We start from the raw sequence: 26,170 nt of genomic DNA, 5'->3' as shown, positions 1-26,170 counted from the left end.
GACGAGCCGGCTGACACGCTCAGCCGGCTCGCTTGTTGTCCGTTGTCGGAAGCAAAGGGCCCAGCGGGCCCAAGTCGATGTTGAGGTCCTCGGGCTTCAGATCAAAGTGCTCGCGCAACTCAGTCATCTTCTCTTCCAACAGCATCAACGTTGTCCCGATGCGTTCGATCTGCTCATCAGTCAAATCACCGCGGTCGACCCGTCGAATGGCCTGACGTTCCATCAGCTGACGCAGCAACTCCACCAGAGTGAGCACCAGGCTGACCAAGCCACGTTCAACGGATTCGGGATCGGAATTTATGCGCTGCCTCGGCGCAGCGAGGTCGGTGCGCTGCACCTCGTGATCGGGTTCGGTCATCCGGCGCCGTCCAGCGAAAGGTCTTCGGGCAGCAACGAACCCACCGACGAAATCAAAGTACGCAAAGAAATGACGACCAAATCCACGTCTGCGATCGACAGCGTGACGTCGCCGCTGATTACTACACCTCCGGCCAGCACGCGATCGAGCAGGTCGACCAGAGCGAGCTCTCGGTCGTTATCCGCGGGCAATACCTCAGTCACGTGCCGACCGCGTCACCGGCGAACGAATACGGCGGCCAGGGACCAGTGATCTCGAGTTCGATGCCCGGCGTGTTCCGTTCAATGGTCGCGACCGCTGCCCTGAACGCGTCGACCTCGTCCTTCGCCACGAGATACGTCCCATTCAGCACCGTCCAGCCCTCGCGCCCAGAAAGACGGCGATCGCTTGCCGGCTTGCGTTTCCCGTCGACCGCGTGTTTCAACAGTCCGGCGTGAATGCGTTCGGCGTGCGCGGCGGCGATGCGAAAGGCATCGTCCTGCGCGGCGAGTGCCTTACGGCGCCGCATGAGATACGCAGTGCCCGAAAGCTTCCCACTCGATTCACTCGGTTCGATATCACCGGTGAGCATCTTGGGGTCGGCATATGCCTTGACGCCCAACTCGTCTCGCGCAGTAACCCGCTCCAACGCGGCAACAAAGTAGTCCGTCCTGGCTTCCAGCAACTCACGTACCCGGGCGTCGTCAAGGAATACCGTCGCGATGCGCATCGGAACGATCGGACCGTTTTGGGCGATCGCGGAAATCACTGCATCATGGGCACGTGCCGTAGCCGCCAACCAGTCGAAGTCTTCCAGGTTCTGGCGCAGCGGCTCCTCGCCGAACTGATCAAGACCGACGGTTTCGACGGCTGCCGTTAGACCGGCAGCAGTCACGGCCCGCACCGGTCTACCAGCGACACCCAGCAGGCGACCAAAGCCGTCGGCGGCCAATTCCGCACGGACAACCGCATACATCCAAACGCCTTCAGTCGACATCCTCGTGCTCCACGGCTCGGCCTTTGATCGGAGGCCGCTGACCGTTCCCCTGCTCAAGCTGTTCGATACGTTTTCGCAGCCGTTCGTTCTCGAGTTGGAGTTCGGATGACTTGCCTGTCAGCCACGGATCGTTTTCCCACCAATTGATTCCGGCTTCCTTGGCCGTCTCAAGAGACGCGACGACCAACCGCAACTTGATCGTCAGGAGCTCGATGTCAAGGAGATTTACCCGGATGTCGCCGGCGATGACGATCCCGGTGTCAAGCACGCGCTCCAAGATGTCGCCGAGGTTCGTCGACTGCGGGCCGGACATAGCGGACCCGCCCCTCTGCTGCGCGGGCGAGAAGTCATCGCCAGGGACGAGAGTCACTCCGGCGCACCTCCGTTGTCGGTCTGGCCTCGCATGTAGCGACGGAGTCTTCGATACGCCAGCATCTCCCCGTCGGAATCGAGTTCCACTTCGTAGAGGGCGAGCATGTCGGCGGACGACGGAATGCGTCTGTCCTCAACGGTTTCGACTTCGACGATCCAGCCGCCTTCGTCGCTGGGCGCCACCGAAGTGATCCGCACAGGTTCTCCACCGGCGATCTCGGTGATGTTCTCCCGAACGACGTCGACGGCTTCTCGGGCCGTCAGCGCCGGCTCGTCGCGGTCATATTGCGATTCTGTGCGGGCGCGCCTTGGCATTTTTCTCAGTCCTCCTCAGGAGCCGGGGTATCTGGGTTCGCCGGCTTGACCCTGGGCTCAAGAATCTTTCTTTGGAGTTGCCTTTCCTCGTCGGCCGAGATTTCACCACGCTCTCGCGCTTGCGCGAGTTCTTCGAGTTTCCGGCGGGTGTGAGCAGGGTTGTGCAGTTCCTGCTCTACGTGCTCCTGGATGACCTCGGCGAGCCGGATCACTCCGCGCACCGGAGCCAGCGGCAGCAATACGATGCCGGAGAAGAGCCCCACCCCTCAGCCCTCCGCGGCGCCGGCGACGACGAAGTCGTACGCGGCCAACGGGCCCAGCAACCGCAATTGCATTCGTCCGTCGGCATTTTCGTTCAGCCGTTCCAATAGCTCTTCCAGCTCGCTTTGACGCTCGACCTCTCCCAGCAGGGCGACGTGGACGGCGTCCCACTCGTGTGTCGGATCACGCGGGTTGACCTGTTTGGCAATGCCGTCAAGCTCCTCGATCACAGCTTTGGTATCGGTTTCCCGCATTGCCTCAACGGCATTCGAAATGAGTTCGCCTAGCGCGATCCGCGAATTCCGCGACGCGTCTTCGGACTTGTCGCGGATGTCGGCCGCCAGCTGTTGCGCCTGTTCGTTCTCCGATAACAGCCGGGTGAGGAAGGCTTTCTCAACGTAGCGGCCCTTGACGATGTATTCGGCTTGACCTTCAAGAGCTTTGAGCGCTTGGGCAAATTCGTCATGGTGATCCCGCAGCAGTTCTTCCGCCACGGCCTCCTCGTCGGTCATAACGGCGCCAAACCGCAACGGCAGGACCGGCGCGACGCGAGCCGTACCGTCCAATAGCTTTGCGTGCGCTTGCAGATCTTCGGGGGTGCCCAGCGCGCAATCGGTGGAAATGACGCTGACAAGAGCCGCGATGTCCCCCTCGTGGACGATATCCACCGCTACGGGCGGATCACAGACGCCCTGAGCGGATTCCTCGACCTCGACGTCGCCCGGAACGATCCCGTACACGTAAACGGCGCTGCCGTTTTGTGACCGGTCAGACCGATCCTTCGTTTCCTGTGAAGTGCTCATCGGTCCTCCCGCTGGCTTCGCACCCGGGTTGCTTTCTTCCGCTGTGGCTCTTTTTGATTGAGTAAGTCCCCCAGCTTCTCGCCTGCCGCATCCAGTACGCCCTGCGTCTTGCTCTTGGCCGCCCCAGACGTGACGTCGTCCACAATTTCAGGCAGACCCGCTTTGGGGTCCTCCTCTGCTATGTCGAGGCGGTTGACCGCCTCCGCGAATCGCAGATAGGTGTCGACACTGGCGACGACCACACGGGCGTCGATGGTCAACAACTCGATGCCCACCAGTGAGACGCGGACGTAGGCATCGATTACCAGACCCTTATCCAAGATTGTGTCGAGCACGTCGGCAAGGCTGCTCGAGCTCGGTCCGCCTGGCGACCCACTCGTGCCGCCTGCTGGCTGAATGGCAGTAGTCATGCTCTATTCCCTCCCTTGGCCGGGACACGGCGCCGGCTGGAAGTCGTGCGTCCACTCGTGCGGCTGGAGCTGGCACGCCTGGATGTGCGACTTTGGTCAGTTGTTCGCCTTTGCTTGGTCCCTGAACCGGATTTCGTTCGCTTGTCTTCTTCGCCTTCTTTCTCGCGTCCGTCGTCGACCACTTCGCCGTCGCGGATTTCGCCCTCCCAGCCCTCGACATCGTTGGGGTGCAGCACGGTCTGGGTCATCACATAACGCTGGAAGTTCTTCAGCTCCAGCCTGATTCGCCGACCTTGAGCTCGCCACAGATTGCCGGTCCGCTCGAAGAGCCCCTGCGGGTGGTACTCCAGAACCACGACCACACGGGTGAGGTTAGGCGCCAGTTCGTGGAATGTGACCGCGCCGTCGAGATAGCCCTTGTCGCCCTTGGATTTCCAGACGATGCGCTCGTTAGGAATCTGCTCCGTGATCGTCGACTCCCAGCTGCGGTGCGAGAGGAAGACCTGCGCCTTCCACCGCAACTTCTCGTCGGACTCCTGTTCTACCTGTTCCAGCTTCTTCATGTACTTCGGGAACTCCGCGAACTGCGTCCACTGCTGGTACACCAGCTCCACAGGCGCACCTACGTCAACGTTCTCGACGATGTTGGTGATCTTGGACTTCTTTCCGCCCTTGCCCTTTCCGCCGAATAGTGACCCAGCGGCGTTCTTGAGTGTGCCGGTAACCTTCTCGCCGGCGTTGCTCAACCCCGTCTTGACGGCGGTCTTGACCGGTGTAGTCAGATCATCCAGACCGGTAACGGCTGACAGCAGTCCACTGTCTCCACCGCCCTGCGAGTAATCGGTCAAACGCTCCGTTGCACCGCTAAGCCGGCCTGACATCGACGAAACCGCGCGATCGGTCAGTGTGCTCGCCAACTGTTGCAGAGAGGTCCGCAATTGGCCTGGCGGTAGATCGTTCTCAGTGGCTTGCTTGCCGCGGCCGGGCTGCCGCTTCGCCGCCTTGGCTGTCTGCGCCATCGTTATCACCGACCTCGCCGCACAGTCGAACGCTTTGTCGGCGCCGCTGCTCGCTGGTGTCTTGCGGCCCCGGCGCGCGACTCTTCGTGTGAAGCCGCCCGCGTCGCCCGTCTTATCGACGTCCGGGGTGCGACGGCCCTTCTGCTCGCCCGCCGTCTCGTTACCGGCGGCTGCGGCTCTTCCTCTTCGATCGGCTCCTCGTCGATGTCGCTGTCATCAAGGTCCTCGTCGTCATCGTCGTCCACCTCGTCGACGTCAAGCGGTTCCTCGTCCTCATATTCCGGCTCGTCGTAGGCATCATCCTCTTCGGGATACTCGTCCTCGGCGGGCCGCGTACGCCGCCGCCCGCCGACTATGCCCACGGTGTCACCGACGGTCCTGTCGACGTCATCGAGCACTTCATCGGCACCGACGGCTGTCGTGACCCCTTGCAACCGATCGTTGAGCGAATCGACCTGATTTGTCACTGCCGTAAGCGCGGCCGATCTTGCCGCTCCCAGCACCTCGCCGCGCAATTGCTCGGTCAGCCGACTCAGCTCGGCCGACCCGCCGAGCGATTTGAGGCCGTGCGCCACCACATCGGCCGGACGGGCCGGGAACTTACCGGTTATCCCGGCCGCCGCGAGCATCAGCGCGAACCGCATCTTGCGCGTTCTTCCCAGTAGGTATCCAGCACCCACCGCCAGCGCGACTTTGGCTCCGTTCGACATGTCCTACTCTCCTAGTGTCGATTCGTTTGTCACTGCAGCCGGAGCAATACCGGCGAAACCCTTCCGAAGCCGTCCCGAGGGCTTAAAATGGGTGCATATTCGTCGGCTACCCGATCAGCGGAAGCATTAACCGAGATCCCAGTTAATTTGCCAACGTTTTTTTGCGGCGGCTCGGTGCGGGCGCACTGACAACCCCTCAAGGATTGCCTGCCGCGCGAGATATGGCCGCTCACCTGCAGTTCAACGGCATAGTCGGGTAGCTCAGCTACCCTGGCGCCCTAGATATTGCCTCCTTACGTTGACGTAGCTAACAACGTCCAAAAAGCACCGTGCTATTTGTTGCCGATAAGGTTATTAAACCGCTGTAAAACAAGTATTGTTTGAGTTAGATGATCTATATTTACTTGGGTGAATATTGACCGGCTCACCGGGCGGGATAATAAGCCGGCTCTGGAGAATTAGCGTCGTGAAGTTGCCGGCAGCCATGGCGACATGCGGCATATCGGGACTCGGATCGGTGATGAAACCTCGGTCCAGTAACCCAGCTGCACCAGCTCAACGTAGCCGCTTGCAGCCAGTCGTGACCGAGCCACCTATTACATGCACGTCTAATTACCAACGGCCGGAATCGGCGCGCTGAGATTCCCGGCTATTGTCGAGAGGTGCCGCCAAAACCCCTCCAACACAATGGTTCTCACCAAAGCATGCAGACCCAGATATCGTTTGTTCATTCCGTGGACGGCGCGTCGTGATCGATGCAAGTCGCCGTATTCGCACCGGCTAGAAGCCTTAGTCATGTCGCGGGCGTGCAAATTGCGGCCGCGGAGAAAGCGTTTTCGCCTCGGAGTCCTCGCTGAACATCGATGCTTCGCCAGGCAGTTTGCGGAAGTCCGTCAGTGACTTCCTCGCGTTTAATCGTCGGTCGCCCCCACGACGCCGGCCGAATAATGCCCGCGAGTGCAGCTGTCACGTCGAATAACCCAGTCCCCCAACCGAGAACATTTTCGAAGGCAACCAATCGAACGGAGGCGAACCTGTTCTAGTTGGCAAACTGGCAAGGCTCAAGTGGATCATCGTTTCCTGTCGGACGGCACGTAGGCGGCTGCCGTGTCCGGTTCATGGACGGGCCTGAGCAGCGGACACAGATCGTATGTAAGGCCCAACAACACAAGCGATCTCGTGGACGACGCGATATGCGACTCGGTCGCAGGAGGCGTAACCGTCTGCGTCCGGACCGACGCCTTCGGGCCCACCGCTGCGACCCACTCGGCCGCCGGACTTCCCGTCAGGTCAACCGATGTGCATCAGATCCCCGGCGAGGCCGAACAGGCGGCCGCCGAGCTTCATCACTGGTATCCCGAGCGGTATCAAAAGCACTGTCACGCACAGCAACAAGCCGAGCAGCCAGACCACGCCCGCGAGAATTCCTAACACCACACCAAGTACCGCTCCGAGGAGTCCTAACACCACTCCGAGCAGTCCATTCAACGCTTGCATCTTCGCGCTCCTTATCTGAAGTGTGGGGTACCCCCCGAGGGCGCTAATTAACATAAGTACAACAAGTGCCGGTGGCGTGCCGGTCGCAGCTGCCCGTCGGCGACGACTGTCGCTGGGAGAGTTGGATTCTGGGGTGGCACAGATCGGGCAATTCGTCCACGAGGCCGAGATTCCGGCACCGGCATCAATACGGCGGAAGTCTCGGCAAAGACCCGCGGGGCGCCTAATCCGGCGCGATGCACACGGTTGCGTGGGTATACGTTCTGAATGACATACCACGCCCTCGTCCTCGGTGGGGGCGGCCTGCTTGGAGCGGCTGAGGTTGGTATGGCTCGCGCGCTGCTCGAGTCGGGAGTGCGGCCAGACTTTGTGTGCGGCACTTCAGTTGGTGCGATCAATGGGGCCGCTATTGCCGCCGATCCCACACCTGAGGGTGCCCAACGGCTGGTGGAAATGTGGGAGGCGCTTAGCCGAAACGACATGCTCGGGGGTTCGTTAGCCGGCCGGCTCGCCGGCCTGGTGAGGCGCAAGACAGCGCTCCACGGCAATGGGGCGCTTCGTCGGATGTTGCGCGAGCGCTTGCCGGCGCGGACATTCGAGGATCTCGCCGTTCCGTTCGAGTGCGTGGCGGCCAGCATCGAGCGTGCCCGCGAGCACTGGTTCGGCAACGGAGAATTGGTAGAGCCCGTCCTGGCCTCGTGCGCATTGCCGGGTGTCTTCCCGCCGGTGCGAATCGGCGACGAGCACTTCTTCGACGGTGGCCTCGTGAACAGCATCCCACTGGGTAGGGCGGTTAGCCGCGGCGCCGACACCATCTGGGTTCTGCATGTCGGACGTTTGGAGGAAGACCTCGCCGCACCGCGTTTCTTGTGGGAGGTCGCCTTCGTCGCCTTCGAGATTTCACGGCGACATCGCTTCTTCAGCGATCTCGAACGGGTGGGTTCAGAAGTGAAGGTCCATGTCCTCCCGACCGGGTTGCCGCAGCGACCGTCCGCGACATGGTCAAATCTGCGGTATCGCGACACACGCCGCGTCGCTGGACGCGCGGAACTGGCCTATGAAGCGGCCCGCGAATACCTGCGGGGGCAGTTATGACACTGCTGCGTCGGGCTTTCACCGTGCCGTTCGTGGCCATCCTGATGGTTGCGATATTGATCGCGGGGCCCCTGCTGCTCACCGGCGCAGGTGTGGCGGGACTTTTCACCCGGTCGAGCCGGCCCGCGCGCACGGTCGCTGTGCTGATGGCCTATGCAGCCATCGAACTGCGCACTCTGGCAAAGCTTTTGGGTGGAAATCGCGACTGCGATCGACTTATGCAGGACGTACTCACGTCAACGTATGCTGCCGTGGACAAAATCCTCGACGTCGAAGTCGTGGTTGAGCCGGCCTCGGTGAAACCCGACGCGATACCGCGCGATGAGCCGGTGATCGTGTTGTCCCGCCACTGCGGACCCGGAGACAGCGCGCTGGTGGCGTGGCTGCTCGCCATCGAATACCGGCTGCAGTTACGGATTGTGCTCAAGTCCGTCCTACGGTGCGACCCGGTACTTGACTTTGCCGGCGAATTGGGATGCCTGTGCTTCCTCAACCGCGGCGACCGCGCACGCAGACAAATCCGCTCCTTGGCCGAGTCGCTCGTCGGGGGGCAGGCGATGCTGCTGTTTCCAGAGGGCGCGAATTTCAGTTGGCCGCGATGGCGCAAAGCGATTAGGCAACTCCGTTCGACCCGCGGGTTTCGCGCCGCCCGCCATGCGTTGCGGCAATCCCATACGCTGCCGCCACGCAGTAGTGGTGCCGCCGCTGCGGTGGCGGGAGCGCCGAATGCCAACGTGCTGGTGGTGACTCACAACGGCTTCTGCGCCGACGGGCGGGCCCGCCCCTGGTGGCAGCTACCCATCCACCGGAAGCTACTGATCCGCACCGTCGTGATACCGGCCGCTCGGATCCCGCCGCCAAACCGGATAGGACCTTGGCTCGAACGGACCTGGACACAAGTCGATGCGTGGGTCGCCGCGCACGCCGAGCCGTCCTGATGTCGTACCTGCGTATCAAGAATCCGCCAAGGCATTCATTCGACACTCGGCCCGTACGTAACGGAGCGCCCCGGCAACAATCCGCGGCACACGAGCACGGACCACATGATGAACCCGATCGACCTCCTCGTCGTCGCCCTCGGCTGCGGAGTTTTCGCGTGGGCGTTGGCGCGGCGCGCGCCTTTAGCGATGCCGGCAGCGAGCTTGGCGGCGCAGGGCTTGCTCGGCGTCTACACCGGGCTGATGGTGCGCAGCATCTCGTTCGCGGCGCTGGGCTCGCATTGGACGATCGTTGTCGCCGTCGCCGCCGGCACCCTGGTCATCAGTGTCGCGGGCGGCGCGCTGCTCGGGCTGCACCGTGACATCAGTCCCCTGACAGGCGGTCTCGCGCTCGTGGCGGGCGGCTCGTCCGGGCTGGTCGCCATCGCCCGCGAACTCGGCGCCGACGACCGCGTCGTCGCCGCAGTCCAATACTTCCGCGTGGCGCTGATCACGGCTGCCATGCCCGTCGTCGTGACCGTTTTCTACCACGCATCCGCGGCGCATACCGCTCATTCAGACGAAACACAATATCTCCCTTGGTATTTCGGCATACCGCTGAGCGCGGTCATCGTTGTCGCAGGCGCTGTCAGCGGTCGGTTGGTGAGGCTGCCGGGAGCCGGCTTGCTGGGTCCGATGGCAATCACGATTGCTCTGGAACTCTCCGGGCTGGTAGCGGGTCTTGCGGTTCCGATGCTGCTGGTCCAGGCCGCCATCATGCTGATCGTCTGGCAGACGGTGCTTGCCTTCAACCGCGAGTCGCTTCGGTCGATCCGCCGGATCCTGCCGGGGGCATTCGCGTTGATCATGGTGCTGAACTTCGCCGCAGCCGGTCTTGGTGTCGTGCTCGCGCACCTGGCCGGCCTGAGCATGCTCGACGGATACCTGGCGACCAGCCCGGGAGGCGTCTACGCGGTGCTTGGGACGGCAGCGGCGTCGGGCTCCAACGTGACGTTCGTCATGGCGGCCCAAGTCATCCGGATTCTGATGATGCTTTTCGCCGCACCATTTGTGGCACGGTTTTTCCTGAGGTTCACGCCGCACAGTCCGGCAACCAGAGAACTCATCCCGGTCCCCGCCTGAGCATCGCCAGAATGCTCCAAGAATTTATTGAGACGCAATCGCCACACTCCCTGAAACGCACCCCAGCCAGATGAAAGGGGACGAGGGGGATGCTCACCACGTCAGCCAGCCAGACCGCGCCGGCCAACCGTAGCGCGGCCATCACCGGACCGACGGTCTGGAATCACTCCAGCCTGCGCGCCTGGGACTACCTGATCGCGGTCGAACCGCATCAGGCTGCGGCCTGCCTTCGGATCCGCGACCGGCTACGGCGTCGCGGCAGGCGGCTCGCCACCGTCGAGCCGTCGGACTTCCGGGAGCCCGCGCTCACGGAGATCGCCCGCGGCATCCACCACTGCCTGCGCTTCGGGCCTGGCTTCAGCGTGCTGCGCGGACTGCCCCTCGAGGGATGGTCGGACGAGGAGGCCTCGATGCTCTACTGGGGCCTGGGCACCTACCTCGGCGGACCGCAGCCACAGAACCGGCAGGGCGACCGCGTCTACCTGGTCCAGGACACCGGCGCATCGCTCCTGGAGGCACGCGGGTCCAAGACCAACCTGGGCATGATCTTCCACACCGACTCGGCTCCCGCCTACGCGGGCAGCCGCCCGGACGTTCTCGGGCTGCTCTGCCTGCGCAAGGCGGTGTCCGGCGGCGAATCCCTGATCGTCAGCGGCCACACCGCCTACAACACGCTGTTCGACACGCGCCCCGACCTGGTGGACGAACTCTACGGGGAATTCTGCTTCGACCGCTCGAAGGAGACCGCGCCGGGCGAGGACCCGGTCTCGGTCAGCCCGATCTTCACCGACGCCCCGGACGGCATCCGCATCCGCTACAACCGCCTGCTCATCGAACTGGGCCACCATCTCGCCGGCCGGCCGCTCAGCCAGCGCCAGCGCGAGGCCCTCGACGCGTTCGACGGCATCCTCAACGACTCCGCTAACCACGCGGAATTCACGCTCGGTCCCGGCGACGTCTTCTTCGCCGACAACCACGTGACCCTGCACAACCGGCGCAGTTTCGTCGACGCGCCGGAGGTGGCAGACCGGCGCTGCCTGGTACGGCTGTGGCTCGCAGGCGAGCCCCGAAACTGACCACCGAGCACAACGGAAGTCACTGACGTGTTGAGCCAGCTGGCCGCATACACCGTGCGGCGCCCCAAAGTGGTGCTGGCGGCCGTCCTGATGTTGTTCGGCATCAGCATCGTGCTCGGTGGGTCGGTCTCCGACAAGCTCGGCACGGGCGGAAACACCGATCCGGCTGCGGAATCGTCGCAAGGCGACGAGTTCCTCGACCAGCATTTCGGCACCACCGCGAATCTGGTCATCCAATTGCTCGCGCGCGACGGCACCGTCGACAGCCCCGAGGTCGCCGCGGTACGTGATCGGGTCCGCCAACTCATCAGTGCCGAGTCGAAGGCGCAGCTGACCAGATCCTTCGGCGACCAGGGAGCCGGCGACTTGCGCAGCAAGGACGGGCGATCCGGCCTGATGCTCGTGCACGTCGGCGGGACCACGGACGAGGCCGCCGAGACGGCCAAGCGGATCATCGCGAGCCTGCCCGTCGACCCGAACGTCACCGTGCGCGCCGGCGGTTCCCTTGGGGTGCAGCAAGAGATCCGGGACAAGGTCAAGCACGACCTCGAGATCAGCGAAAGCATCGCGGTGCCCATCTCGCTGGCGGTGCTGGTCATCGTGTTCGGCGGGCTGATCGCCGCGGCGCTGCCCGTGGTGGTTGGAATCGTCTCGATCGTCTCCACCCTGACGGTGTTGCTGCTCATGACGACCATCACCGATGTTTCGGTGCATGCCTTGACGGTCGCGACCGCGTTCGGGCTCGGGCTGTCCATCGACTTCGGCTTGCTGATGGTGTCGCGCTTCCGCGAGGAATGCGCCAACGGGAAAGACCACCATCAGGCCATCGTCGCCACCGTCACCACCGCCGGCCGCACCATCGTCTTCAGCGCAGCGACGGTCACCCTGGCGATGACCAGCCTGCTGGTGTTCCCCACCTATTTCCTGCGATCCGTCGGCATTGCGGCGAGCGCCACCGTCCTGCTGTCGGCGTTCAGCGCGATCGTCGTCCTGCCCGCACTGCTGACACTGCTCGGGAAGCGAGTCGACTCGCTCGCGATCATCCGCCGGAAGACGCCGCTGTCGGCCGATTCGCTGTTCTGGCGACGGTTCGCCGAGGTGGTGACCCGCCGCCCAATGCTCTACGCGCTGCCGGTCGTCGCAGTGCTGTTGGGCCTCGGGATCCCCTTCCTCAGCGCCCAATACGCCACGCCGGACGAGCGCGCGCTGCCCAAGGAGTCGAACGCACGGCTGGTGGCCGAATCACTGCAGCGAGAATTTCAGCTGGACCCCTCCCAGGCGATCACGCTGGTGACCCGTGCCGACGCCGGCGCGCTCAAGGACCTCGCCGCCGACATCTCGCGCATGGACGGCGTCGTCCAAGTCAACGGCCCCACAGGCAAATACGAGCACGGCCAGGTGGTCGGACCGCCACCCGCGAAGGCCTCCGGACCCAGCTACGCGATCGTCTACCTGTCGGTTCGGGCCGACTCGGACCTCGCTCAACACCTCGTGCACGACATCCGCGCCAAGATCACCGACCACCGGGTCGAGGTGGGCGGTCCGACCGCCACGCTCATCGACAGCCGGGCCGCGATCACCGACCAGCTGCCGTTGGCTATCACCCTGATCGCCGTCGCGACGTTCATCCTGCTGTTCCTGTTCACCGGCAGCGTCGTGGTACCGATAAAAGCGCTTCTGCTGAACTTGCTGGTCCTGAGCGCGGTCCTGGGCGTCATGGTCTGGATCTTCCAAGAAGGGCACGGCGCATCGCTGCTGGGAATCGATCCCACACCGCTGAACCCGTCCATGGTCGTCCTGCTGTGTGCCATCGCGTTCAGCTTGTCCGTCGACTACGAGATCTTCCTGCTCAGCCGGATAAAGGAAGCCCGCGACTCGGGGTTGTCGAACGACGCGTCTACCGTCATCGGCCTGGGCCGGGTGGGCCGGATCGTCACCAGCGCCGCACTGCTGTTGACGATCACGTTGCTGTCGTTTGCCAACGGGCTGTCTTTCATGAAGATGTTCGGTATCGGCACCGCGCTGGCCGTCGTCATCGATGCGACGATCATTCGCGGTGTCGTCGTACCGGCGTTTCTGCGCCTCGCCGGCGACCTCAACTGGTGGGCGCCACGACCGCTGCGGTGGCTGCACTCCCGCATCGGCATCAGCGAAGCGCCTTCCGATGCGGATGCCGAGGCCGAAGTCGTTTCCGCGGTTGCTCCGGCGCCCGACGTCGTGCCGGTTCCGCCCGCGAAGCAGGCAGCCGAGGAACCCGCCGCGCCCATCGCGGCCGTTCCGCCGAGCGAGATCGAGGTCATCCCCGGTCGGCACCTGGTGGCCAATGTCAACGGCGCGGTTATCGTTGTGGCCCACCGTGATCGGGCTCCGCTCTCGCCGCGGTCCGTCGCCGCACAACAGTTGGCGGCGCTGGCCGACATGGTCCGCCGAACCGACCCGAAGAGGTTGGTGGAGGCATTCTCGCGGCTGTCCCGCGAAACGACCTGGACGCGCACCCTGGTCGACGCCGGCATCATCATGCCCACGCCGGCGGGCCTCGAAGTATTGCTGTGCGGCAGTGTCACCGTCGCGCTCGACAACGGGACCGGGCAGACCCTGCTGCACGGCCACGGCCGCCTGGTGCACCGGTCGGTACCGGTACCGGCGGTTGCCGCGGTCATCACCGTCGACGAACTCGGCCAGCGGCCGCGGCCCTCGACCGATGGCCACGGCGTCTATCGGCTCAGCGGAGGAACCGTGGCCGGACAGGGCGCCGTCATCTGGTCAACGCCGGCCGCTATCAATGGGCGGGTCTGCGCCGCACCGATGGAGTCGCGCCCGAAGCGATGGGTCTTCCTGGACGACAACTCGCGATTCGACATCAACCGGGACTGCGTGATCGGCCGGGCCCCGCACGGGACGGATGCGGTGCGACGCGGCCTTCGCCCGGTACGCATCGAGGACCACGCCGGTGAAATGTCCCGCGCGCACATTGAAGTCCGAGTCGGCGACACAGAGGTCGTCGTCATCGATCGCAACTCCACCAACGGGGTCTTCATGCGCGAACCGGCACAGCGGGGCTGGACCAGGCTCACCCCCTGGGAGCCTGTGACATGGCGACCGGGGGCGTATGTCCAGATCGGTGGCCGGATACTCCGACTTCACGTGAGCGCCGACAGGTTGGCTCAGCGCGGCTCGCGCATCAATGTGCCGCATGACATTTCGCGGGAGCCCCACGCCGGTACTGCCCAACCCGCGGCGCTAGCGAAATAACCTCGCACACAACAGTTTCGCACAACATTTTGCGGAAACGACACGGCTGCAACACCTCTGAGGCCACTATTCCAAGAATTCTTTAAGACGTGTGCGAGACCCTTGATGGGACCACGGCGGCGCTGCCGATACGACCCCACCGCCTAGGAGCTGACATGACCGTCGAGTCAGTTCACACCCACAAGGTGTACCCGCACACCGATACCCGCTACGAGTGGGTCGAGGCGACCGTCCGCTTCGCGGTCGACCCCGAAAGCCCTTGCAACAAGCGCATTGTCGACCTAGACCACGCGCCCCGCGATGACGACGGGCTGGTTCGCTATGACGCCGACCTGCGCCTGCTCCGCCCTGTCGATGGCGGCAACCGCAAGATGCTGTTCGTCGTTCCCAACCGCGGTGTGCCCACCTACGCGCCTTGGCTCAAGAACGGATTTCTGCTCGACCGCGGGTGGACGATCGCGTCCTGCGGGTGGCAGTGGGACGTGCAGCGCGGGCCGGCGATCCTGGGCCTGAGCGCTCCGCAAGCCGACGTCCCTCCTGGCTTCATGCGCCTGGAATGGCGTTCCGACACAGCGAGTGACGTGCACGCACTGAGCTTTTCGGCACCTGAACTCGACGCGGTGCCCGGCGCCCAGGCGCTGTTCACGTTCACGAACTACCCGACGGTCGACGTCGACGACCCCGAAGCCGTTCTGACCGTACGGACTTCACCGGACGGGGAGCCCACGATGATCCCGCGAAAGGCTTGGCGGTTCACCGACGAGACGCACTTGACAGTCGACGGGGGATTCAAACCCTTCCACTGGTACGAGCTGGTGTACCGGACAACGTTGGCGCCCGTCGCCGGCTGCGGGTTGCTGGCGATCCGCGACATCGTCTCGCATCTGAGGGCCGACGGTATCGACCACACCTTCGCCTACGGCGTCTCGCAGTCGGGGCGACTGCTGCGCCAATTCGTATCCGAAGGGCTCAACATCGACGAATCCGGCATGCCGGTTTTCGATGGCGTCTTCAGCGACTTCGCCGGCGCCTTCACCGGCGAGTTCAACCACCGCTACGCGCAGCCGTCGGTAGCGCAAACCAACGGCTTCGGCAACCTCACCCCTTTCGGGCATGCCGACCTGCTTGCCCGGCAGCGCGAGCTCGGCTGTGTGCCGAAGCTGATCTTCACCAACAGCGCGTCCGAGTACTGGCACGGTGACGGCGCACTTCTGCACGTGGACCCCTACACCGGCCGGGACTTGCCCGAGGATCCCGACGTCCGCGCGTATCTGATCGCGGGCAGTGACCACTTCGGAAGCAGCCAGATCAAGGCGGCGCTGCCGGCCGCCAACCCGGTGCACCGCCTCGACGTCACGCCGGTGAACCGGGCGCTGTTGGTCGCGCTGGAAAACTGGGTCACCGACAGCGTCGAACCCCCGCCCAGCCAGGTCCCGCGGACCAGCGACGGCACGGCCGTCTCCCGCAAGGAAGTGCTGTCCGGGTTCTTTCACGCCGCGGCGCCGGACCCAGCCTCGCTCAGATACGCGCGCTCTATCGATCTTGGACCGGACGCCGACCGCGGCATCGGTCGTTGGCCCGTGCGCCTGGGCGAAACGTACGTCGACGTGGTTTCTGCGGTCGACGCCGACGGCAACGAAATTGCCGGAATTCGGCTGCCTGCGGTCGCCGCCCCACTGGCCAGCTACACCGGCTGGAATCCCCGGCGGCATGTCGACGAGCTGCCCGACGTGCTCTACGAGCGGATCGGCAGCAAGTTGCCGTACCCGCCAGGGCGGCCGTCGGTGACCGAAAGATATCCGACGTGCGACGACTACGCGGCTGCCGTCCGTGCGGTCGCCGAATCGCTTGTCGCCGAGCGGTTTTTGCTTCCCGAAGACGCTGATGCCGTCGTCAAGAAGGCGGTCGCCGACTACTGATGCTGGGTTACTGCTTGTCCACTCTGCCGGCGATCTGATTGGCGATGTTGACGGCCACATCCCCCGGCTCCTTGCGGCACGCCTCGATATCAATCGCGACGTTGTTGCGGACCGTCAGCGCCCGTTGACAACTCGCGGACGTGCTGGTGCCGTTCGAGTTCACGGTCACGGACACGGTAGTGCTTAACATGCCGTTGGCCGAGGAGACCGGTCCGACCGCCCAATGGATCTCGGGGTTGTTGGCATCGGCGGGTGCGGTGTCCTGGCGGTTGGCGCAGGCCGGCCAGGCCTTGGTGGAGTTCTCGAAGAACGCCTTCGCCTCTTTGGGGGATGGGAACAACACCACGACCTGGTTCACCTGGGGGTCGGGATCGTTGGATTCCGGGGGCAGGGACACCACGTCGCGTTCCCGATGCACCGCGGTGTTTCCGCTGTCGGCATAGACCGGGGCCACGCCCGCGGCGCTGGCGTAAAGGCATTCGGGCGGAAACTTGTACCCCGGAGAAAACGTGCTGGCCGTTTTGTCTTCTGTCAACGCGTCGGCGGTCTCCGTCGGCTTTGCTCCGGTGGCACCCAATGCGGCATCGACCTCGGCTGGATTGAGCAAGAGGCCCGCCAAGGCTGGCTGGGCCAGAGGAGGCTTCGACGGGCTCGGAGCGGTGGTCTTGGGGCTGGCAGACGATGACGAAGCGGAGCCGCCCTTATCGCCACCCCCGCAGCCCACGACCAAGATCCCTATCGCGGCGACGGCGACCGCGGCTGTTAGCTGGCGCATGGTGAGTGCCCTTCCTGATGGGATGGAGCCTAAGCCAGAGTGCGCCGTTGCGTACGACTTTTCAGATGCCTTCTGGCGAAAGCGCCCCTAGCATCGGGTGCTCCCCTTTTCGGGTTTCGTCGCTCGACGGTCAATTGCTTTGAGTCGGCGCGTAATTCGCGGATTGGGCTATTCGTCGGCATCGGCATCGGCGTCGTCCTGCTGAGCCGCTTGGCGGTCGTTTTCGGCCGCTTCACGATGCCGTGCGGCGGCACGTTCATGCTCGGCTACGTCGCCGATGCCTTCCGCCGCGGCGTGCTCATGAACGTAGGCAGCCTGTTCATGCACCCAGCTTGCCTGGCGATGCCGCTCGGCGACGGCTCGATGTGCGTCCGCCGACCGTTGTCGCGACTCCGCCGCAGCACGACGCGCTTGCTCAACAGCCTCCGCCGATGACGGCGTTCCCTTCCCCAGCTCGGCTCGTCGCTCCGCGAGCTCTTGGGCCCGCTGCGCCGCTCTACGCCCGAGTGGCTGCTCCGGCGATTCCGACATGGAGCGATTGTCTCACTTTTGACGTCAACGACGCCGAAGAGATTTGCCGCGGCAGTTACTGGTTGCGGACGCAGTCATAGGTGAGTTTGACCTCAGGACCGAGCTGGACCACCTCGAACTGGTCGACCGCGATGCCGTTGAACGACTGGGCGCTGATACCCAATTCGGCCCACTTCTTGGTGCTCGTGCGGTCGTCGGCGAACGTCAGTGGCACCTGGCCGCCGTCAGACAGCAGCATCCCGTACTTCTTGAGCGCCGCGATGATCACCCGCTCAGACTTCGAGTAGCCCGACTCGTCGAAATCGGCTCGCAGCCGAAACCGCACGCCGTATGGCGGCGCATTCGCATCGGTACTGTCCGGACCGCCGGCATGGGTGGCCGGACGGACATAGACACCCGCCTTCATCCGGTTGTTCGGCAGGATGAAGCGAATCGCGTGATCGACTATCCCGGAGGCGACTTCGTCCGCGGTCGGTGTCATTGCGGCGATCGGGAACCCCGCCGCGTCCGCGCTGGTGCACTGGTCTCCGCGCAAGGTGTCAGGGTATTGCTTGGTCAGATCCCACACGAAAAACCCTTGCGCCGTGAGGTTTTCGCCGGACTTGCTGCCGTGGTAGATCTCGTAGAGCTTGCGCTGGTCGCGATCGACGACGAGTAGATGACAGTCTTCCTGACCTTCGGTGGCACCACTGGTGTCGCAGTTGGGATTTGGTGAGCCCTCGAAGTACGCGTTGGCCGGCAACGGCATGCGGGCGGGAACGGTGTCGCAGTCCCGGCCGCCGTAGCAGTAGTCGGCGGCGCCGACGACCTGAACCTGAGGTGCATTCCGGTCGGCGAAGAAGACCGGCATCGAGAAATCGACGTGCAAGCCACCGGTACCCCACCCACCCATCGCGGTCAGCGCGTGAATGATCGCTTCGGATCGCTCGGCCTTGGCGGCGCCGGAGATGTCGGCGTTCCACGGCGCGGCGGTGGTGAACAGCGAATGGGTCGACGCGGGGTTCGAAGCGGCACTCGGACTCGACGTCGGCGGGCGCGTCGAGTGGCTGCAGCCGTTAGCCGAAACGACGGCCGCGACGATGATGGCCAGCGCCTTTGCCAGCCGCACCGCGAACATGCCGCGAGGCTATCGGGGCTCGCGGGCGGCTCACAGCAACGCTGCGCGAAACATAACAAGCTCATATTTCATTGGCGCTGCGACGGCCGCCTGGCGTGGTAGATCGACAGGGATCCGGAGACCGTGGGAATCACCGACGCTTCGATGACGTCCACAAAACCGGCCTGCTCGATCAATTCGGGCAACACCCCGTCCGCATTGGGCTGGGTATCCGCCTTTCCGTCGACCCACTGGACGATCCGGAACCCCAGCCGCATCAGGGCGCTGCGCTGCAAACCGAAGTCGGCGATCACCAGTTCACCGCCCGGCCGCAACAGCGTGAACATGTTGGTGATGATCGCCAGCTTCATAGGCAGCGGGCACTGGTGCAGCACCAGGCTGGATACCGCCTTGGTCGCGGTTTTCGGCCCCACGAGCTTGGCGGCCTTATCGCCCATGCCCTGCAGGAATTCGACGTCTTCGATGCCTAAGCCGGCTTGCCGCACCTTCGCACGCGCAATGGCGAGCACTTCGGGGTCGGGGTCCACGCCGATGATGCGCGCGCCCGGTTGACACCGCTTCATCAGGATCGCCAAAGAGGCTGTCCCACAACCGACATCGACGACCACATCACCGGGTTCCAGCCGAAGCTGCCGAATAGCCGCCGAGCGCCAGCGCTGTTCGCGCGTCAACAGCGCGACAGTGGTGTCGTAGTACTTGGTCCACTTGGGGTTGCCCGCGGCCGGTGTGAAGGACTGGGTTGACATGACTCCCAGTCGTACCATCGATGAGCGATGACTGTCTCTGCACGAGCGGCCACAACCTTGTCCTCAGCGGACAAGACCGTGATGGTCGACATGCGCCAGGGAGGTCGTCCCACCGCAGGGGCGTTCGTCTACGAAGGAGAGCCGGTCACCACCGCACGGCACGCCCACGATCTGCACCAGCTGGAGTACGTCGTCCAGGGTGTGCTTGAGGTCGAGACCGACGCGGGCGCCTACATCTTGTCCGAACGACAGGCGGCGTGGATTCCCGCCGGGCTCGGGCACATCAGCACGATCGACACCCAAGTGCGCTCGGTGTCGATATTTCTGCATCCCATCCTTCTTCAACCGGCCCGCCAAGGCGCAGGGATCGTGGCGGTGACCCCGCTGATCCGGCACATGATCATCTACGCTTGCCGCTGGCCCATCGACCGACAGTCGTCAGACTCGACAGCCGATGCCTACTTCCAATGTTTCGCCGAGCTGCTGGCCGAACTGCTGGATTCGCAGCGCCCGTTCAGCCTGCCCACGACCCATCACCCGCAACTTGCGGCCGCTCTCAAGCACACGCGTAATGCCTTGGCCGACATCAGTATTGACGATGCCGCCAGGACTGCCGGCATGTCTGCCCGTTCGCTGCGAAGGCTGTGTGAGCGCGAGTTGAACATGACCTGGCGTGCCTACACCCGACAGGCACGTCTCATGCAGGCCGCGGCCCTGCTCGCCGATCCTCAGTTGAGCGTTCTTCAGGTGGCGACCCGGGTGGGCTTCGACAGTGCCAGTTCATTTACCCGCGCATTCCGCAGCGCATGGGGACGGCCTCCGTCGGCTTACCGTCGCCCCGGTGGCGAGCTGTGGTGATGAACCCGATCGCCGCGCCGCGGAATCTGGTGTGAACCTACGGCTTTCGCTGTGCGCGCAGGGCGGAGAAAAGGGCCGGATCGCCACACTCAGTTCACTTTCAAAGCCGTCAGTACCCCTTGAAAGCCGTAGCTGCACAATCAAAGCCGTATCCGACGTTTCCGATGAGTCTTACCCGCCACAGAATTTCGGCCCGTGTCTTTTCGTCCACCTTCGAGCGACAGCGTTGCGCGGCGAGCCGATTGTCGCTCGTAGCTGGACCGAAAGACGCAAGCCTCTCCTCCGCGACCGAAGTGACCAGTGTGGCGAGCCGTGTATCGAGCATCCGCGAGGCCGGTAGCGATGAGTTTGCGAGCCGTCGCCGGTCAGTACTGGCATGACTGACGAAACCATGAAAGCGACCTGCATCGTCGATGCGCCGGCGGAAACCGTGTTCGACGTGCTGGCCGACCCGACCACCCATCAGGCGATCGACGGCACCGGCTGGGTGCGGGAGTCGCTCGACGACAAGCGGTTAACCGAGGTCGGCCAGATCTTTCGGATGGCGATGTACCACGACAACTACGAGGGCATGCATTACGAGATGGCCAACCGGGTCGAGGTCTTCCAGCCGCCACACGCGATTGCCTGGCTTCCCGGCCAAGGCGCCGACGACGCCCACCTCGAGTTCGGCGGCTGGATCTGGCGCTATGACCTCGAGCCGGTCGACGACCACCGGACGCAGGTCACGCTGACGTACGACTGGTCGGCGGTGCCGGCGGCCCTCCGCGAACACATCGGGTTCCCGCCGTTCGACCGGCAGCATCTTGACAACTCGCTCAAGAACCTCGCGAGGGTGGCGCAAGAGCGGGCATGAGTCCCGGTCTTCATGCTTCCGCTGCCACGAATAAGGGATAACCCGCTAGACGGACGGAAGCGGTCGAAAGACCGGCAGCGCCCGGTACTGCGCGCTGAAGCTGACCTCGTCGTACCTCTCGCCGACCTCGCCGTCATGAGCGATGACAGTGGGACCGTCGACGGCGGTAAAGCTGAACTGCGGCACCTGCATCTCGTGGTAGAGCGGGCTCCGGGGCAGACGTCCGCAGAGTAACGCGGTCAAGATCCTGGTCCTGGCGAATCGACGGCCGGTTTCCAGGATGCGCACATCGATCAGGCCATCGTCCATGCGGGTACGACGGGACGGGGCGAATCCGGTCGGCAGGTACACCGAGTTGCCCAAGAAGAACAGCGATGTCTGAATCGTCTTGTTGTCGTAGCGGATTCGCACGGGCTGATCGTTGCGCAGGGTTTGCAGCATCGCGTAGACGCTGGCCAGCGGCTTGCCGATGCGTTTCTCCAGCTTTTCGCGGCGCTGCACGAATTTGGGGTACGCGCCGATGCTGGCGTTGTTGACCACCATCCGGCTTTCGTTCAGGCACACCAGGTCGACGCAGGCAACGCTGCCGCGCCGGATCGCCGCCACGGTTTGGGCCACGGTGTCGCAGCCGATGTCCTTCGCGAAGTGGTTGAACGTCCCGGCCGGAAAGACCGCCAGCGGCAGGCCGGCCTCGGCGGCCACCGCAGCGGCGGTCGACACGGTCCCGTCGCCACCTGCCACCGCGAGCACCTCGGCGCGCGCGGCGGCATTGCGCAACACCTGCTCCGGATCGTCGTGCGGAGCGATTTCCACGATCTCCGCTTTCGGCAGGTCGGCGCGCACCTCCTCGGCGACGCGAGCCCCAGTCCCGCTGCCCGACTCCGGGTTGACGACCAGGACCACTCCGGAGCCGTCGGGCCGCTCCGGCGTCTCGACTCGCAGCGGTTCGGTCTCCGGCGCGGTGGCCGCCGTGAGCGGCGGCACCAATCGCCCGCCGAGGACGGCGATGCCGGCCCCGATCCCGAATCCGGCGATCACATCGCCGGGATAATGCGCGCCGGTTGCCACCCGCGACAGTCCGACCAACCCCGCCAGCAACGCCAGCCCGAAACCTACCGGCGGATTCTCCAGGCCCACCCCGACGGCGAACGCGGCGGCGCTGGCCGAGTGCCCCGACGGCAGCGAGTTGGAGGTGGGCCGGCGACGGACTCGCCTGATCAGTGGCACGGAATCGTTGGCGGGACGGGGCCGCTGGCGGATCCGTTTGGCGATCTGGTTGGTGAACAGGCTGGCGGCTCCGAGCGACGTAACCCCCCGCACCGCACCCCGTCGTGCGGAAGGTCGCCTGGTGGCCACCAGCCCCGCCGCGATGGCGCACCACAGCTTGGAATGGTCCGCGGCCCGCGTCAGCCGCGGCATCACCGTGTCCAGCAACGGCGTTGGGCTGTCGGCGATCGCCATGAACAGTTCGCGGTCGAGGGAGCCCAGGCCGCGGGTGATCTGCTTGATGCCGCGCGAGCGCCAGGGCCTAGTCATCGGCTCCACCCTAACGGCCCGTCACGACGAACCCGGACGACGCAAGGCGTTGCGAGTGGCTGCGGCCGCCGGTGACCGAGGTCTATCGTTCAGCCAAGGTAGTGATCGCCGGTCTAGCTGGGAAGGACCTGGAAAAGACGCTGTGAAAGGGACTCCGTTCGGGCAGTACCGGCTGATCGAGATGGTCGCTCGCGGCGGCATGGGAGAAGTGTGGCGCGCGTACGACACCGCCACCGATCGCGTTGTGGCATTGAAACTGCTTCCGTCGCACTTTGCGGCCGACGCCGCGTTCAAAAAGCGCTTCCGGCGGGAGGCGCACGCGGCCGCTAGGCTCAGCGAGCCGCACGTGTTGCCGATCCACACCTACGGCGAGATCGAAGGCCGGCTCTTCGTCGACATGCGACTGATCAACGGCCGCGACTTGAACGCGCTTGTTTCGGCCGGCCCGCTGGATCCGATGCGCGCCGTGCTGATCGTCGAACAAACGGCCAAGGCGTTGCAGGCCGTTCACGACGCCGGCCTGGTGCACCGCGACGTCAAGCCGTCGAACATCTTGGTCACCGACGACGACTTCGCCTACCTCATCGATTTCGGGATCGCTCGCGTCACCGGTGAGGCGGGCTTGACGACCAGCGGCGGTTTGATCGGGACGGTGCAGTACATGGCGCCGGAGCGGTTCACCAACGGCCGGGTCGACACCCGCTCAGATGTGTATTCGCTGGCGTGCGTGCTGCACGAGTGCCTGACGGGCAGCTGCCCATTCCCCGGCGACAGCGTCGACCAGCAACTCGCCGGCCACCTCGCGAGCCCACCGCCGCGACCGTCGACCATCCGCTCGGTCCCAAAGGCCTTCGACGACGTCATCGCCAAAGGCATGGCCAAAGATCCCGACGAGCGATACGCGACCGTCACGGATTTGGCGCGCGCGGCCCGCGACGCCCTGGGCACACCGCCTTCTTCGGTACAGGCGGCGGCAACGATCAACTGGCCCCCACCGGGACGCGCACCGCAGGACGCCGACGCACCGGCAACCGAGCAACGCCCCTCGGAAGCTATCGAGTTTGCGGCTGCCGGGGTGGTGAGCCGCGCGGTCGAGTTGCACGCGGTCACCCACTTCTTGGCCTCGGCGAGCGCTCGGGTCTCGGGGTTGGTCATTGCCGGCGAGGCGGGCATCGGCAAGACGACGTTGTGGCAGGCGGCGCTGGATGAGGCTGCCGAGCGGGGGTTCCGGGTGCTCTCGGCGCGGGTCGGGGCAACCGAGTCGGTGCTGGCCTACGCGTCGCTGGCCGACCTGATCGCCGATATCGAACTTGACGTCTTCGCCGGCCTGCCGCCCCTGCAACGCCTGGCATTGGACCGGGTATTGCTGCGCGCCAACGGTACTGGGCCGCCCACCGACCAGCGTGTGGTCGCCGCGGCATTTCTGTCGGTGCTGGAGAAAGTGGCGATCGAGGGGCCCGTACTGGTGGCCGTCGACGATGCGCAATGGCTCGACACCTCCAGCAAAGAGGCGCTGGCCTTCGCGGCCCGCAGACTGAGGGGCCCGGTCGGCGTGCTGGTGGCCGAGCGCGTCGCCTCGGACACCGATGCCGTAGCACCCTGGTTGGACCTGGGCCGGGCCGACGCTATCGAGCGAATTCAGGTGCGCCCCATGGGTTTGGACGGTTTGCGCACGCTGATCGGCAATAAGTTCGGCCGCGCCTTACCACGACGGAATCTGGTGCGGATTGCCGAGATATCCGGCGGAAACCCTTTCTACGCAATCGAACTGGCCCGCACCATCGGCGATACCTCACCCAGCGGCGAACTGGCGTTGCCCGGCACGCTGACAGACTTGGTAAGTCGACGTATCGGTCGCCTCGAAGGCGACGTCCTGGACGTGTTGCTGGCGGTCGCGTGTGTCGCCGACCCGACAGTGGAGCTGCTCGCAGAAGTCACCCGGTCCAGTGTCGAGCAGACCGTGGAGCTGCTCGAGGAAGCCGAAGGCAACGGCATAGTTGCATTCGACGGCAACCGGGTCAGGTTCTCGCACCCACTGCTTGCCCGCGGCGTGTACACCGCCGCGACGCCGGCCCGGCGCCGGCGCATGCATCGCGCGCTCGCCGAGGTGGTGGTGCTGCCCGAGCTGAAGGCACGACATCTCGCGCTGTCCACGGTGAGCGCCGATCCCGAGATCTTGCACACACTCGACGATGCCGCGGCCGCCGCCCGGGCCCGCGGAGCACCCGCAGCGGCAGCCGAATTACTCGATCTGGCAATAGGACTCGGCGGGGACAAACCGTCGCGCCGGATACATTCGGCGGGCCTGCATTTCGAGGCCGGTAACACCGAACAAGCCCGAACGGTGCTCGAACCCGTGGTAGATAAGATGCGGCCGGGGGCGCTACGGGCGCTGGCCTACAACCTCCTTGCCGGTATTCGCATCTACGACAACAGGTTTGACGAAGCGGCAAGCCTGCTCAAGCGCGCCCTCGACGACGCCAAAGACAATCCGGCAATGCTGGCGCGCACCGACCTGATGCTGTCGATGGCCGAGGTCAACACCGGCGAGTTCGACGAAGCGCTCCATCATGCGCGTGAGGCGGTGACCATTGCCGAGCAACTCGGAGTGCCGGCGCTGACGAGCCAGGCGCTGGCGTATTGGTCGTTCGTCAGTTTCTCGCACGGAGCCGGGCTGGATCACGCTGCGCTGCGGCGCGCCCTGGAGCTCGAAGACCGTGACGTCGATGCGCCGATCTATTTTCGCGCCAGCCTCGTCAACGCCATGATCCTGGCCTGGACAGGACGCTTGGACGAAGGGCGCGTCCTCGTGCAGGATCTCGGGAAGCACTGCCTGGAGCGCGGCGCTGAACGTGACATGATGGCCGTGTCCGGATTCCTTGCGCTGATCGATGTTTGGCGTGGCGAGTTCACCAGCGCCATCCAAAACGCCTCGGAAGCAGTGGAATACGCCGAGCAGCTCGGCGGTGAAGATATCCTTATCATCCCCTTGACAATCCGGGCGCTGGTGAACGCCTACGTCGGCCAGGTTCGCGACGCGCGCGCCGACGCCGACGCCGTTATCGCGCGCGCCCAGCGCTGCGAGTCGGCACGGATGGCCGAATGGCCCACTCAGACATTGGGTTTCCTGGAAGTCTCACTCGAGAATTATCAGGCGGCGTTGACCGTGCTGGAACCACTGCTGGCCAACTTCAACCCAGCCCACGGCGTAGAGCTGATGGTGACCTGGCAGTTACCCGACGCGATCGAGGCGATGGTCGGACTCGGCCGCCTCGACGAAGCGGTGCCGCTGATCGAGGTGCTGGAGCAAAATGGCCTGCGGCTGAACCGATCCTGGCTGCTGGCGGTCGGTGCCCGGGGCCGCAGCATGTGGCTGGCCGCCCAGGGTGACCTCGACGCGGCCGAGCGGATGGCGCACCAGGCCATGACCGCTCACGATTCGCTGCCGATGCCGTTCGAACGGGCCCGAACTCAGCTACTGCTCGGGCAGCTGCAGCATCGGTGTGGCGACCACGAAACCGCCACGGCAACATTGGCTGCAGCCTTGCGCGCCTTCGAGGAGATGCGAACACCCCTGTGGGCCAACCGCGCCCGAGCGGAGATCGCGCGCTTCAAGCGGCAGCCCTGA

25 protein-coding genes are annotated in these 26,170 nt (G+C 64.7%); 9 read left to right on the top strand and 16 right to left on the bottom strand.

All coding sequences use genetic code 11. The features are described from left to right. Nucleotides 1–19 precede the first annotated feature (19 nt). The 11 genes from A9W99_RS09335 to A9W99_RS09285 form a co-directional block, all read right to left on the bottom strand. Entirely contained in the window at nucleotides 20–358 is a 339-nt protein-coding gene (locus tag A9W99_RS09335) for a gas vesicle protein K (RefSeq protein ID WP_067376076.1), read from the bottom strand. Then, nucleotides 355–561: a gas vesicle protein gene (locus A9W99_RS09330; protein ID WP_067376073.1), complete on the bottom strand. Its 207-nt coding sequence runs from the start codon at nucleotides 559–561 to the stop codon at nucleotides 355–357. Before A9W99_RS09330 ends, A9W99_RS09335 begins: the two co-directional genes overlap by 4 nt. Beyond that, nucleotides 558–1,334 (bottom strand): GvpL/GvpF family gas vesicle protein, encoded by a 777-nt coding sequence (locus A9W99_RS09325; RefSeq protein WP_067376071.1) that lies wholly within the window; start codon nucleotides 1,332–1,334, stop codon nucleotides 558–560. The genes A9W99_RS09330 and A9W99_RS09325 overlap by 4 nt, the downstream gene beginning before the upstream one ends. Further along, nucleotides 1,324–1,704 carry a gas vesicle protein gene (locus A9W99_RS09320; protein WP_067376069.1) on the bottom strand — a complete coding sequence of 127 codons (381 nt, stop codon included), beginning with the start codon at nucleotides 1,702–1,704 and terminating at the stop codon, nucleotides 1,324–1,326. The genes A9W99_RS09325 and A9W99_RS09320 overlap by 11 nt, the downstream gene beginning before the upstream one ends. Beyond that, the gene (gene gvpO / locus A9W99_RS09315; protein ID WP_067376068.1) at nucleotides 1,701–2,021 is read right to left on the bottom strand and encodes a gas vesicle protein GvpO; all 321 of its coding nucleotides are present in this window, start codon (nucleotides 2,019–2,021) and stop codon (nucleotides 1,701–1,703) included. The genes A9W99_RS09320 and gvpO overlap by 4 nt, the downstream gene beginning before the upstream one ends. A gap of 5 nt (nucleotides 2,022–2,026) precedes the next feature. Beyond that, entirely contained in the window at nucleotides 2,027–2,284 is a 258-nt protein-coding gene (locus A9W99_RS09310) for a gas vesicle protein GvpG (protein WP_067376063.1), read from the bottom strand. A 3-nt stretch (nucleotides 2,285–2,287) separates the two neighbouring features. Continuing rightward, nucleotides 2,288–3,085: a GvpL/GvpF family gas vesicle protein gene (locus tag A9W99_RS09305; protein WP_067376061.1), complete on the bottom strand. Its 798-nt coding sequence runs from the start codon at nucleotides 3,083–3,085 to the stop codon at nucleotides 2,288–2,290. Beyond that, nucleotides 3,082–3,495 carry a gas vesicle protein GvpJ gene (gene gvpJ / locus A9W99_RS09300; protein ID WP_067376058.1) on the bottom strand — a complete coding sequence of 138 codons (414 nt, stop codon included), beginning with the start codon at nucleotides 3,493–3,495 and terminating at the stop codon, nucleotides 3,082–3,084. Before gvpJ ends, A9W99_RS09305 begins: the two co-directional genes overlap by 4 nt. Beyond that, entirely contained in the window at nucleotides 3,492–4,514 is a 1,023-nt protein-coding gene (locus tag A9W99_RS09295; protein WP_082929924.1) for an SRPBCC family protein, read from the bottom strand. The genes gvpJ and A9W99_RS09295 overlap by 4 nt, the downstream gene beginning before the upstream one ends. A 5-nt stretch (nucleotides 4,515–4,519) precedes the next feature. Beyond that, nucleotides 4,520–5,224 carry a hypothetical protein gene (locus tag A9W99_RS09290; RefSeq protein WP_067376056.1) on the bottom strand — a complete coding sequence of 235 codons (705 nt, stop codon included), beginning with the start codon at nucleotides 5,222–5,224 and terminating at the stop codon, nucleotides 4,520–4,522. 1,290 nt (nucleotides 5,225–6,514) lie between these two features. Further along, nucleotides 6,515–6,721 carry a hypothetical protein gene (locus A9W99_RS09285; RefSeq protein ID WP_067376114.1) on the bottom strand — a complete coding sequence of 69 codons (207 nt, stop codon included), beginning with the start codon at nucleotides 6,719–6,721 and terminating at the stop codon, nucleotides 6,515–6,517. 267 nt (nucleotides 6,722–6,988) lie between these two features. Between A9W99_RS09285 and A9W99_RS09280 the strand changes: the two genes are divergently transcribed. From A9W99_RS09280 to A9W99_RS09255, 6 genes are all read left to right on the top strand, one after another. Next, entirely contained in the window at nucleotides 6,989–7,816 is an 828-nt protein-coding gene (locus tag A9W99_RS09280; RefSeq protein WP_067376054.1) for a patatin-like phospholipase family protein, read from the top strand. After that, on the top strand, nucleotides 7,813–8,754 hold the full coding sequence (locus A9W99_RS09275; RefSeq protein WP_067376052.1) for a 1-acyl-sn-glycerol-3-phosphate acyltransferase: 942 nt from the start codon (nucleotides 7,813–7,815) through the stop codon (nucleotides 8,752–8,754). The genes A9W99_RS09280 and A9W99_RS09275 overlap by 4 nt, the downstream gene beginning before the upstream one ends. 108 nt (nucleotides 8,755–8,862) lie before the next feature. Next, the gene (locus A9W99_RS09270) at nucleotides 8,863–9,876 is read left to right on the top strand and encodes an AbrB family transcriptional regulator (RefSeq protein WP_082929927.1); all 1,014 of its coding nucleotides are present in this window, start codon (nucleotides 8,863–8,865) and stop codon (nucleotides 9,874–9,876) included. A gap of 89 nt (nucleotides 9,877–9,965) precedes the next feature. After that, complete coding sequence (locus tag A9W99_RS09265) at nucleotides 9,966–10,952, top strand: TauD/TfdA family dioxygenase (protein WP_067376050.1); 987 nt, start codon at nucleotides 9,966–9,968, stop codon at nucleotides 10,950–10,952. A gap of 27 nt (nucleotides 10,953–10,979) precedes the next feature. Continuing rightward, nucleotides 10,980–14,204, top strand: coding sequence for an MMPL family transporter (locus A9W99_RS09260; RefSeq protein WP_067376048.1), 3,225 nt, complete (start codon nucleotides 10,980–10,982; stop codon nucleotides 14,202–14,204). 155 nt (nucleotides 14,205–14,359) lie between these two features. Continuing rightward, nucleotides 14,360–16,123 (top strand): alpha/beta hydrolase domain-containing protein, encoded by a 1,764-nt coding sequence (locus A9W99_RS09255; RefSeq protein ID WP_067376046.1) that lies wholly within the window; start codon nucleotides 14,360–14,362, stop codon nucleotides 16,121–16,123. A 7-nt stretch (nucleotides 16,124–16,130) separates the two neighbouring features. Here the strand turns inward: A9W99_RS09255 and A9W99_RS09250 are convergent, their stop codons facing one another. From A9W99_RS09250 to A9W99_RS09235, 4 genes are all read right to left on the bottom strand, one after another. After that, nucleotides 16,131–16,898: a sensor domain-containing protein gene (locus A9W99_RS09250; RefSeq protein ID WP_067376044.1), complete on the bottom strand. Its 768-nt coding sequence runs from the start codon at nucleotides 16,896–16,898 to the stop codon at nucleotides 16,131–16,133. A gap of 168 nt (nucleotides 16,899–17,066) precedes the next feature. Beyond that, nucleotides 17,067–17,429 (bottom strand): hypothetical protein, encoded by a 363-nt coding sequence (locus tag A9W99_RS09245; protein ID WP_067376042.1) that lies wholly within the window; start codon nucleotides 17,427–17,429, stop codon nucleotides 17,067–17,069. Nucleotides 17,430–17,484: 55 nt separating this feature from the next. Beyond that, nucleotides 17,485–18,546, bottom strand: a complete 1,062-nt coding sequence (locus tag A9W99_RS09240; protein WP_067376038.1) for a hypothetical protein — start codon at nucleotides 18,544–18,546, stop codon at nucleotides 17,485–17,487. Nucleotides 18,547–18,614: 68 nt separating this feature from the next. Continuing rightward, nucleotides 18,615–19,292, bottom strand: a complete 678-nt coding sequence (locus A9W99_RS09235) for a class I SAM-dependent methyltransferase (RefSeq protein WP_067376033.1) — start codon at nucleotides 19,290–19,292, stop codon at nucleotides 18,615–18,617. Between the two features lie 27 nt (nucleotides 19,293–19,319). Here A9W99_RS09235 and A9W99_RS09230 point away from each other — a divergent pair, with 27 nt between their 5' ends. Beyond that, nucleotides 19,320–20,150, top strand: a complete 831-nt coding sequence (locus A9W99_RS09230) for an AraC family transcriptional regulator (RefSeq protein WP_067376031.1) — start codon at nucleotides 19,320–19,322, stop codon at nucleotides 20,148–20,150. 376 nt (nucleotides 20,151–20,526) lie between these two features. Then, a complete protein-coding gene (locus tag A9W99_RS09225) occupies nucleotides 20,527–21,006 on the top strand; it encodes an SRPBCC family protein (protein WP_067376028.1) in 480 nt (159 codons plus the stop codon). Nucleotides 21,007–21,051: 45 nt separating this feature from the next. Here the strand turns inward: A9W99_RS09225 and A9W99_RS09220 are convergent, their stop codons facing one another. Further along, the gene (locus tag A9W99_RS09220) at nucleotides 21,052–22,542 is read right to left on the bottom strand and encodes a bifunctional phosphatase PAP2/diacylglycerol kinase family protein (RefSeq protein ID WP_067376026.1); all 1,491 of its coding nucleotides are present in this window, start codon (nucleotides 22,540–22,542) and stop codon (nucleotides 21,052–21,054) included. A 142-nt stretch (nucleotides 22,543–22,684) separates the two neighbouring features. On the opposite strand from A9W99_RS09220, the gene A9W99_RS09215 reads away from it, so the two are divergent. After that, nucleotides 22,685–26,170: a serine/threonine-protein kinase gene (locus A9W99_RS09215; RefSeq protein ID WP_067376025.1), complete on the top strand. Its 3,486-nt coding sequence runs from the start codon at nucleotides 22,685–22,687 to the stop codon at nucleotides 26,168–26,170.

The organism is Mycobacterium sp. 1164966.3 (genome assembly GCF_001665395.1).
GTDB lineage: Bacteria > Actinomycetota > Actinomycetes > Mycobacteriales > Mycobacteriaceae > Mycobacterium.
Note: the sequence above shows the minus strand (reverse complement) of the source record. Positions and strands in the feature narration are given on the sequence as shown.

Coding starts and splice junctions, on each gene's coding strand:
- A9W99_RS09335 (WP_067376076.1), bottom strand. CDS start 358: ATGACCGAACCCGATCACGAGGTGCAGCGCACCGACCTCGCTGCGCCG.
- A9W99_RS09325 (WP_067376071.1), bottom strand. CDS start 1,334: ATGTCGACTGAAGGCGTTTGGATGTATGCGGTTGTCCGTGCGGAATTG.
- gvpO (WP_067376068.1), bottom strand. CDS start 2,021: ATGCCAAGGCGCGCCCGCACAGAATCGCAATATGACCGCGACGAGCCG.
- A9W99_RS09305 (WP_067376061.1), bottom strand. CDS start 3,085: ATGAGCACTTCACAGGAAACGAAGGATCGGTCTGACCGGTCACAAAAC.
- gvpJ (WP_067376058.1), bottom strand. CDS start 3,495: ATGACTACTGCCATTCAGCCAGCAGGCGGCACGAGTGGGTCGCCAGGC.
- A9W99_RS09295 (WP_082929924.1), bottom strand. CDS start 4,514: ATGGCGCAGACAGCCAAGGCGGCGAAGCGGCAGCCCGGCCGCGGCAAG.
- A9W99_RS09290 (WP_067376056.1), bottom strand. CDS start 5,224: ATGTCGAACGGAGCCAAAGTCGCGCTGGCGGTGGGTGCTGGATACCTA.
- A9W99_RS09285 (WP_067376114.1), bottom strand. CDS start 6,721: ATGCAAGCGTTGAATGGACTGCTCGGAGTGGTGTTAGGACTCCTCGGA.
- A9W99_RS09280 (WP_067376054.1), top strand. CDS start 6,989: ATGACATACCACGCCCTCGTCCTCGGTGGGGGCGGCCTGCTTGGAGCG.
- A9W99_RS09275 (WP_067376052.1), top strand. CDS start 7,813: ATGACACTGCTGCGTCGGGCTTTCACCGTGCCGTTCGTGGCCATCCTG.
- A9W99_RS09270 (WP_082929927.1), top strand. CDS start 8,863: ATGAACCCGATCGACCTCCTCGTCGTCGCCCTCGGCTGCGGAGTTTTC.
- A9W99_RS09265 (WP_067376050.1), top strand. CDS start 9,966: ATGCTCACCACGTCAGCCAGCCAGACCGCGCCGGCCAACCGTAGCGCG.
- A9W99_RS09255 (WP_067376046.1), top strand. CDS start 14,360: ATGACCGTCGAGTCAGTTCACACCCACAAGGTGTACCCGCACACCGAT.
- A9W99_RS09250 (WP_067376044.1), bottom strand. CDS start 16,898: ATGCGCCAGCTAACAGCCGCGGTCGCCGTCGCCGCGATAGGGATCTTG.
- A9W99_RS09245 (WP_067376042.1), bottom strand. CDS start 17,429: ATGTCGGAATCGCCGGAGCAGCCACTCGGGCGTAGAGCGGCGCAGCGG.
- A9W99_RS09240 (WP_067376038.1), bottom strand. CDS start 18,546: ATGTTCGCGGTGCGGCTGGCAAAGGCGCTGGCCATCATCGTCGCGGCC.
- A9W99_RS09235 (WP_067376033.1), bottom strand. CDS start 19,292: ATGTCAACCCAGTCCTTCACACCGGCCGCGGGCAACCCCAAGTGGACC.
- A9W99_RS09230 (WP_067376031.1), top strand. CDS start 19,320: ATGACTGTCTCTGCACGAGCGGCCACAACCTTGTCCTCAGCGGACAAG.
- A9W99_RS09225 (WP_067376028.1), top strand. CDS start 20,527: ATGACTGACGAAACCATGAAAGCGACCTGCATCGTCGATGCGCCGGCG.
- A9W99_RS09220 (WP_067376026.1), bottom strand. CDS start 22,542: ATGACTAGGCCCTGGCGCTCGCGCGGCATCAAGCAGATCACCCGCGGC.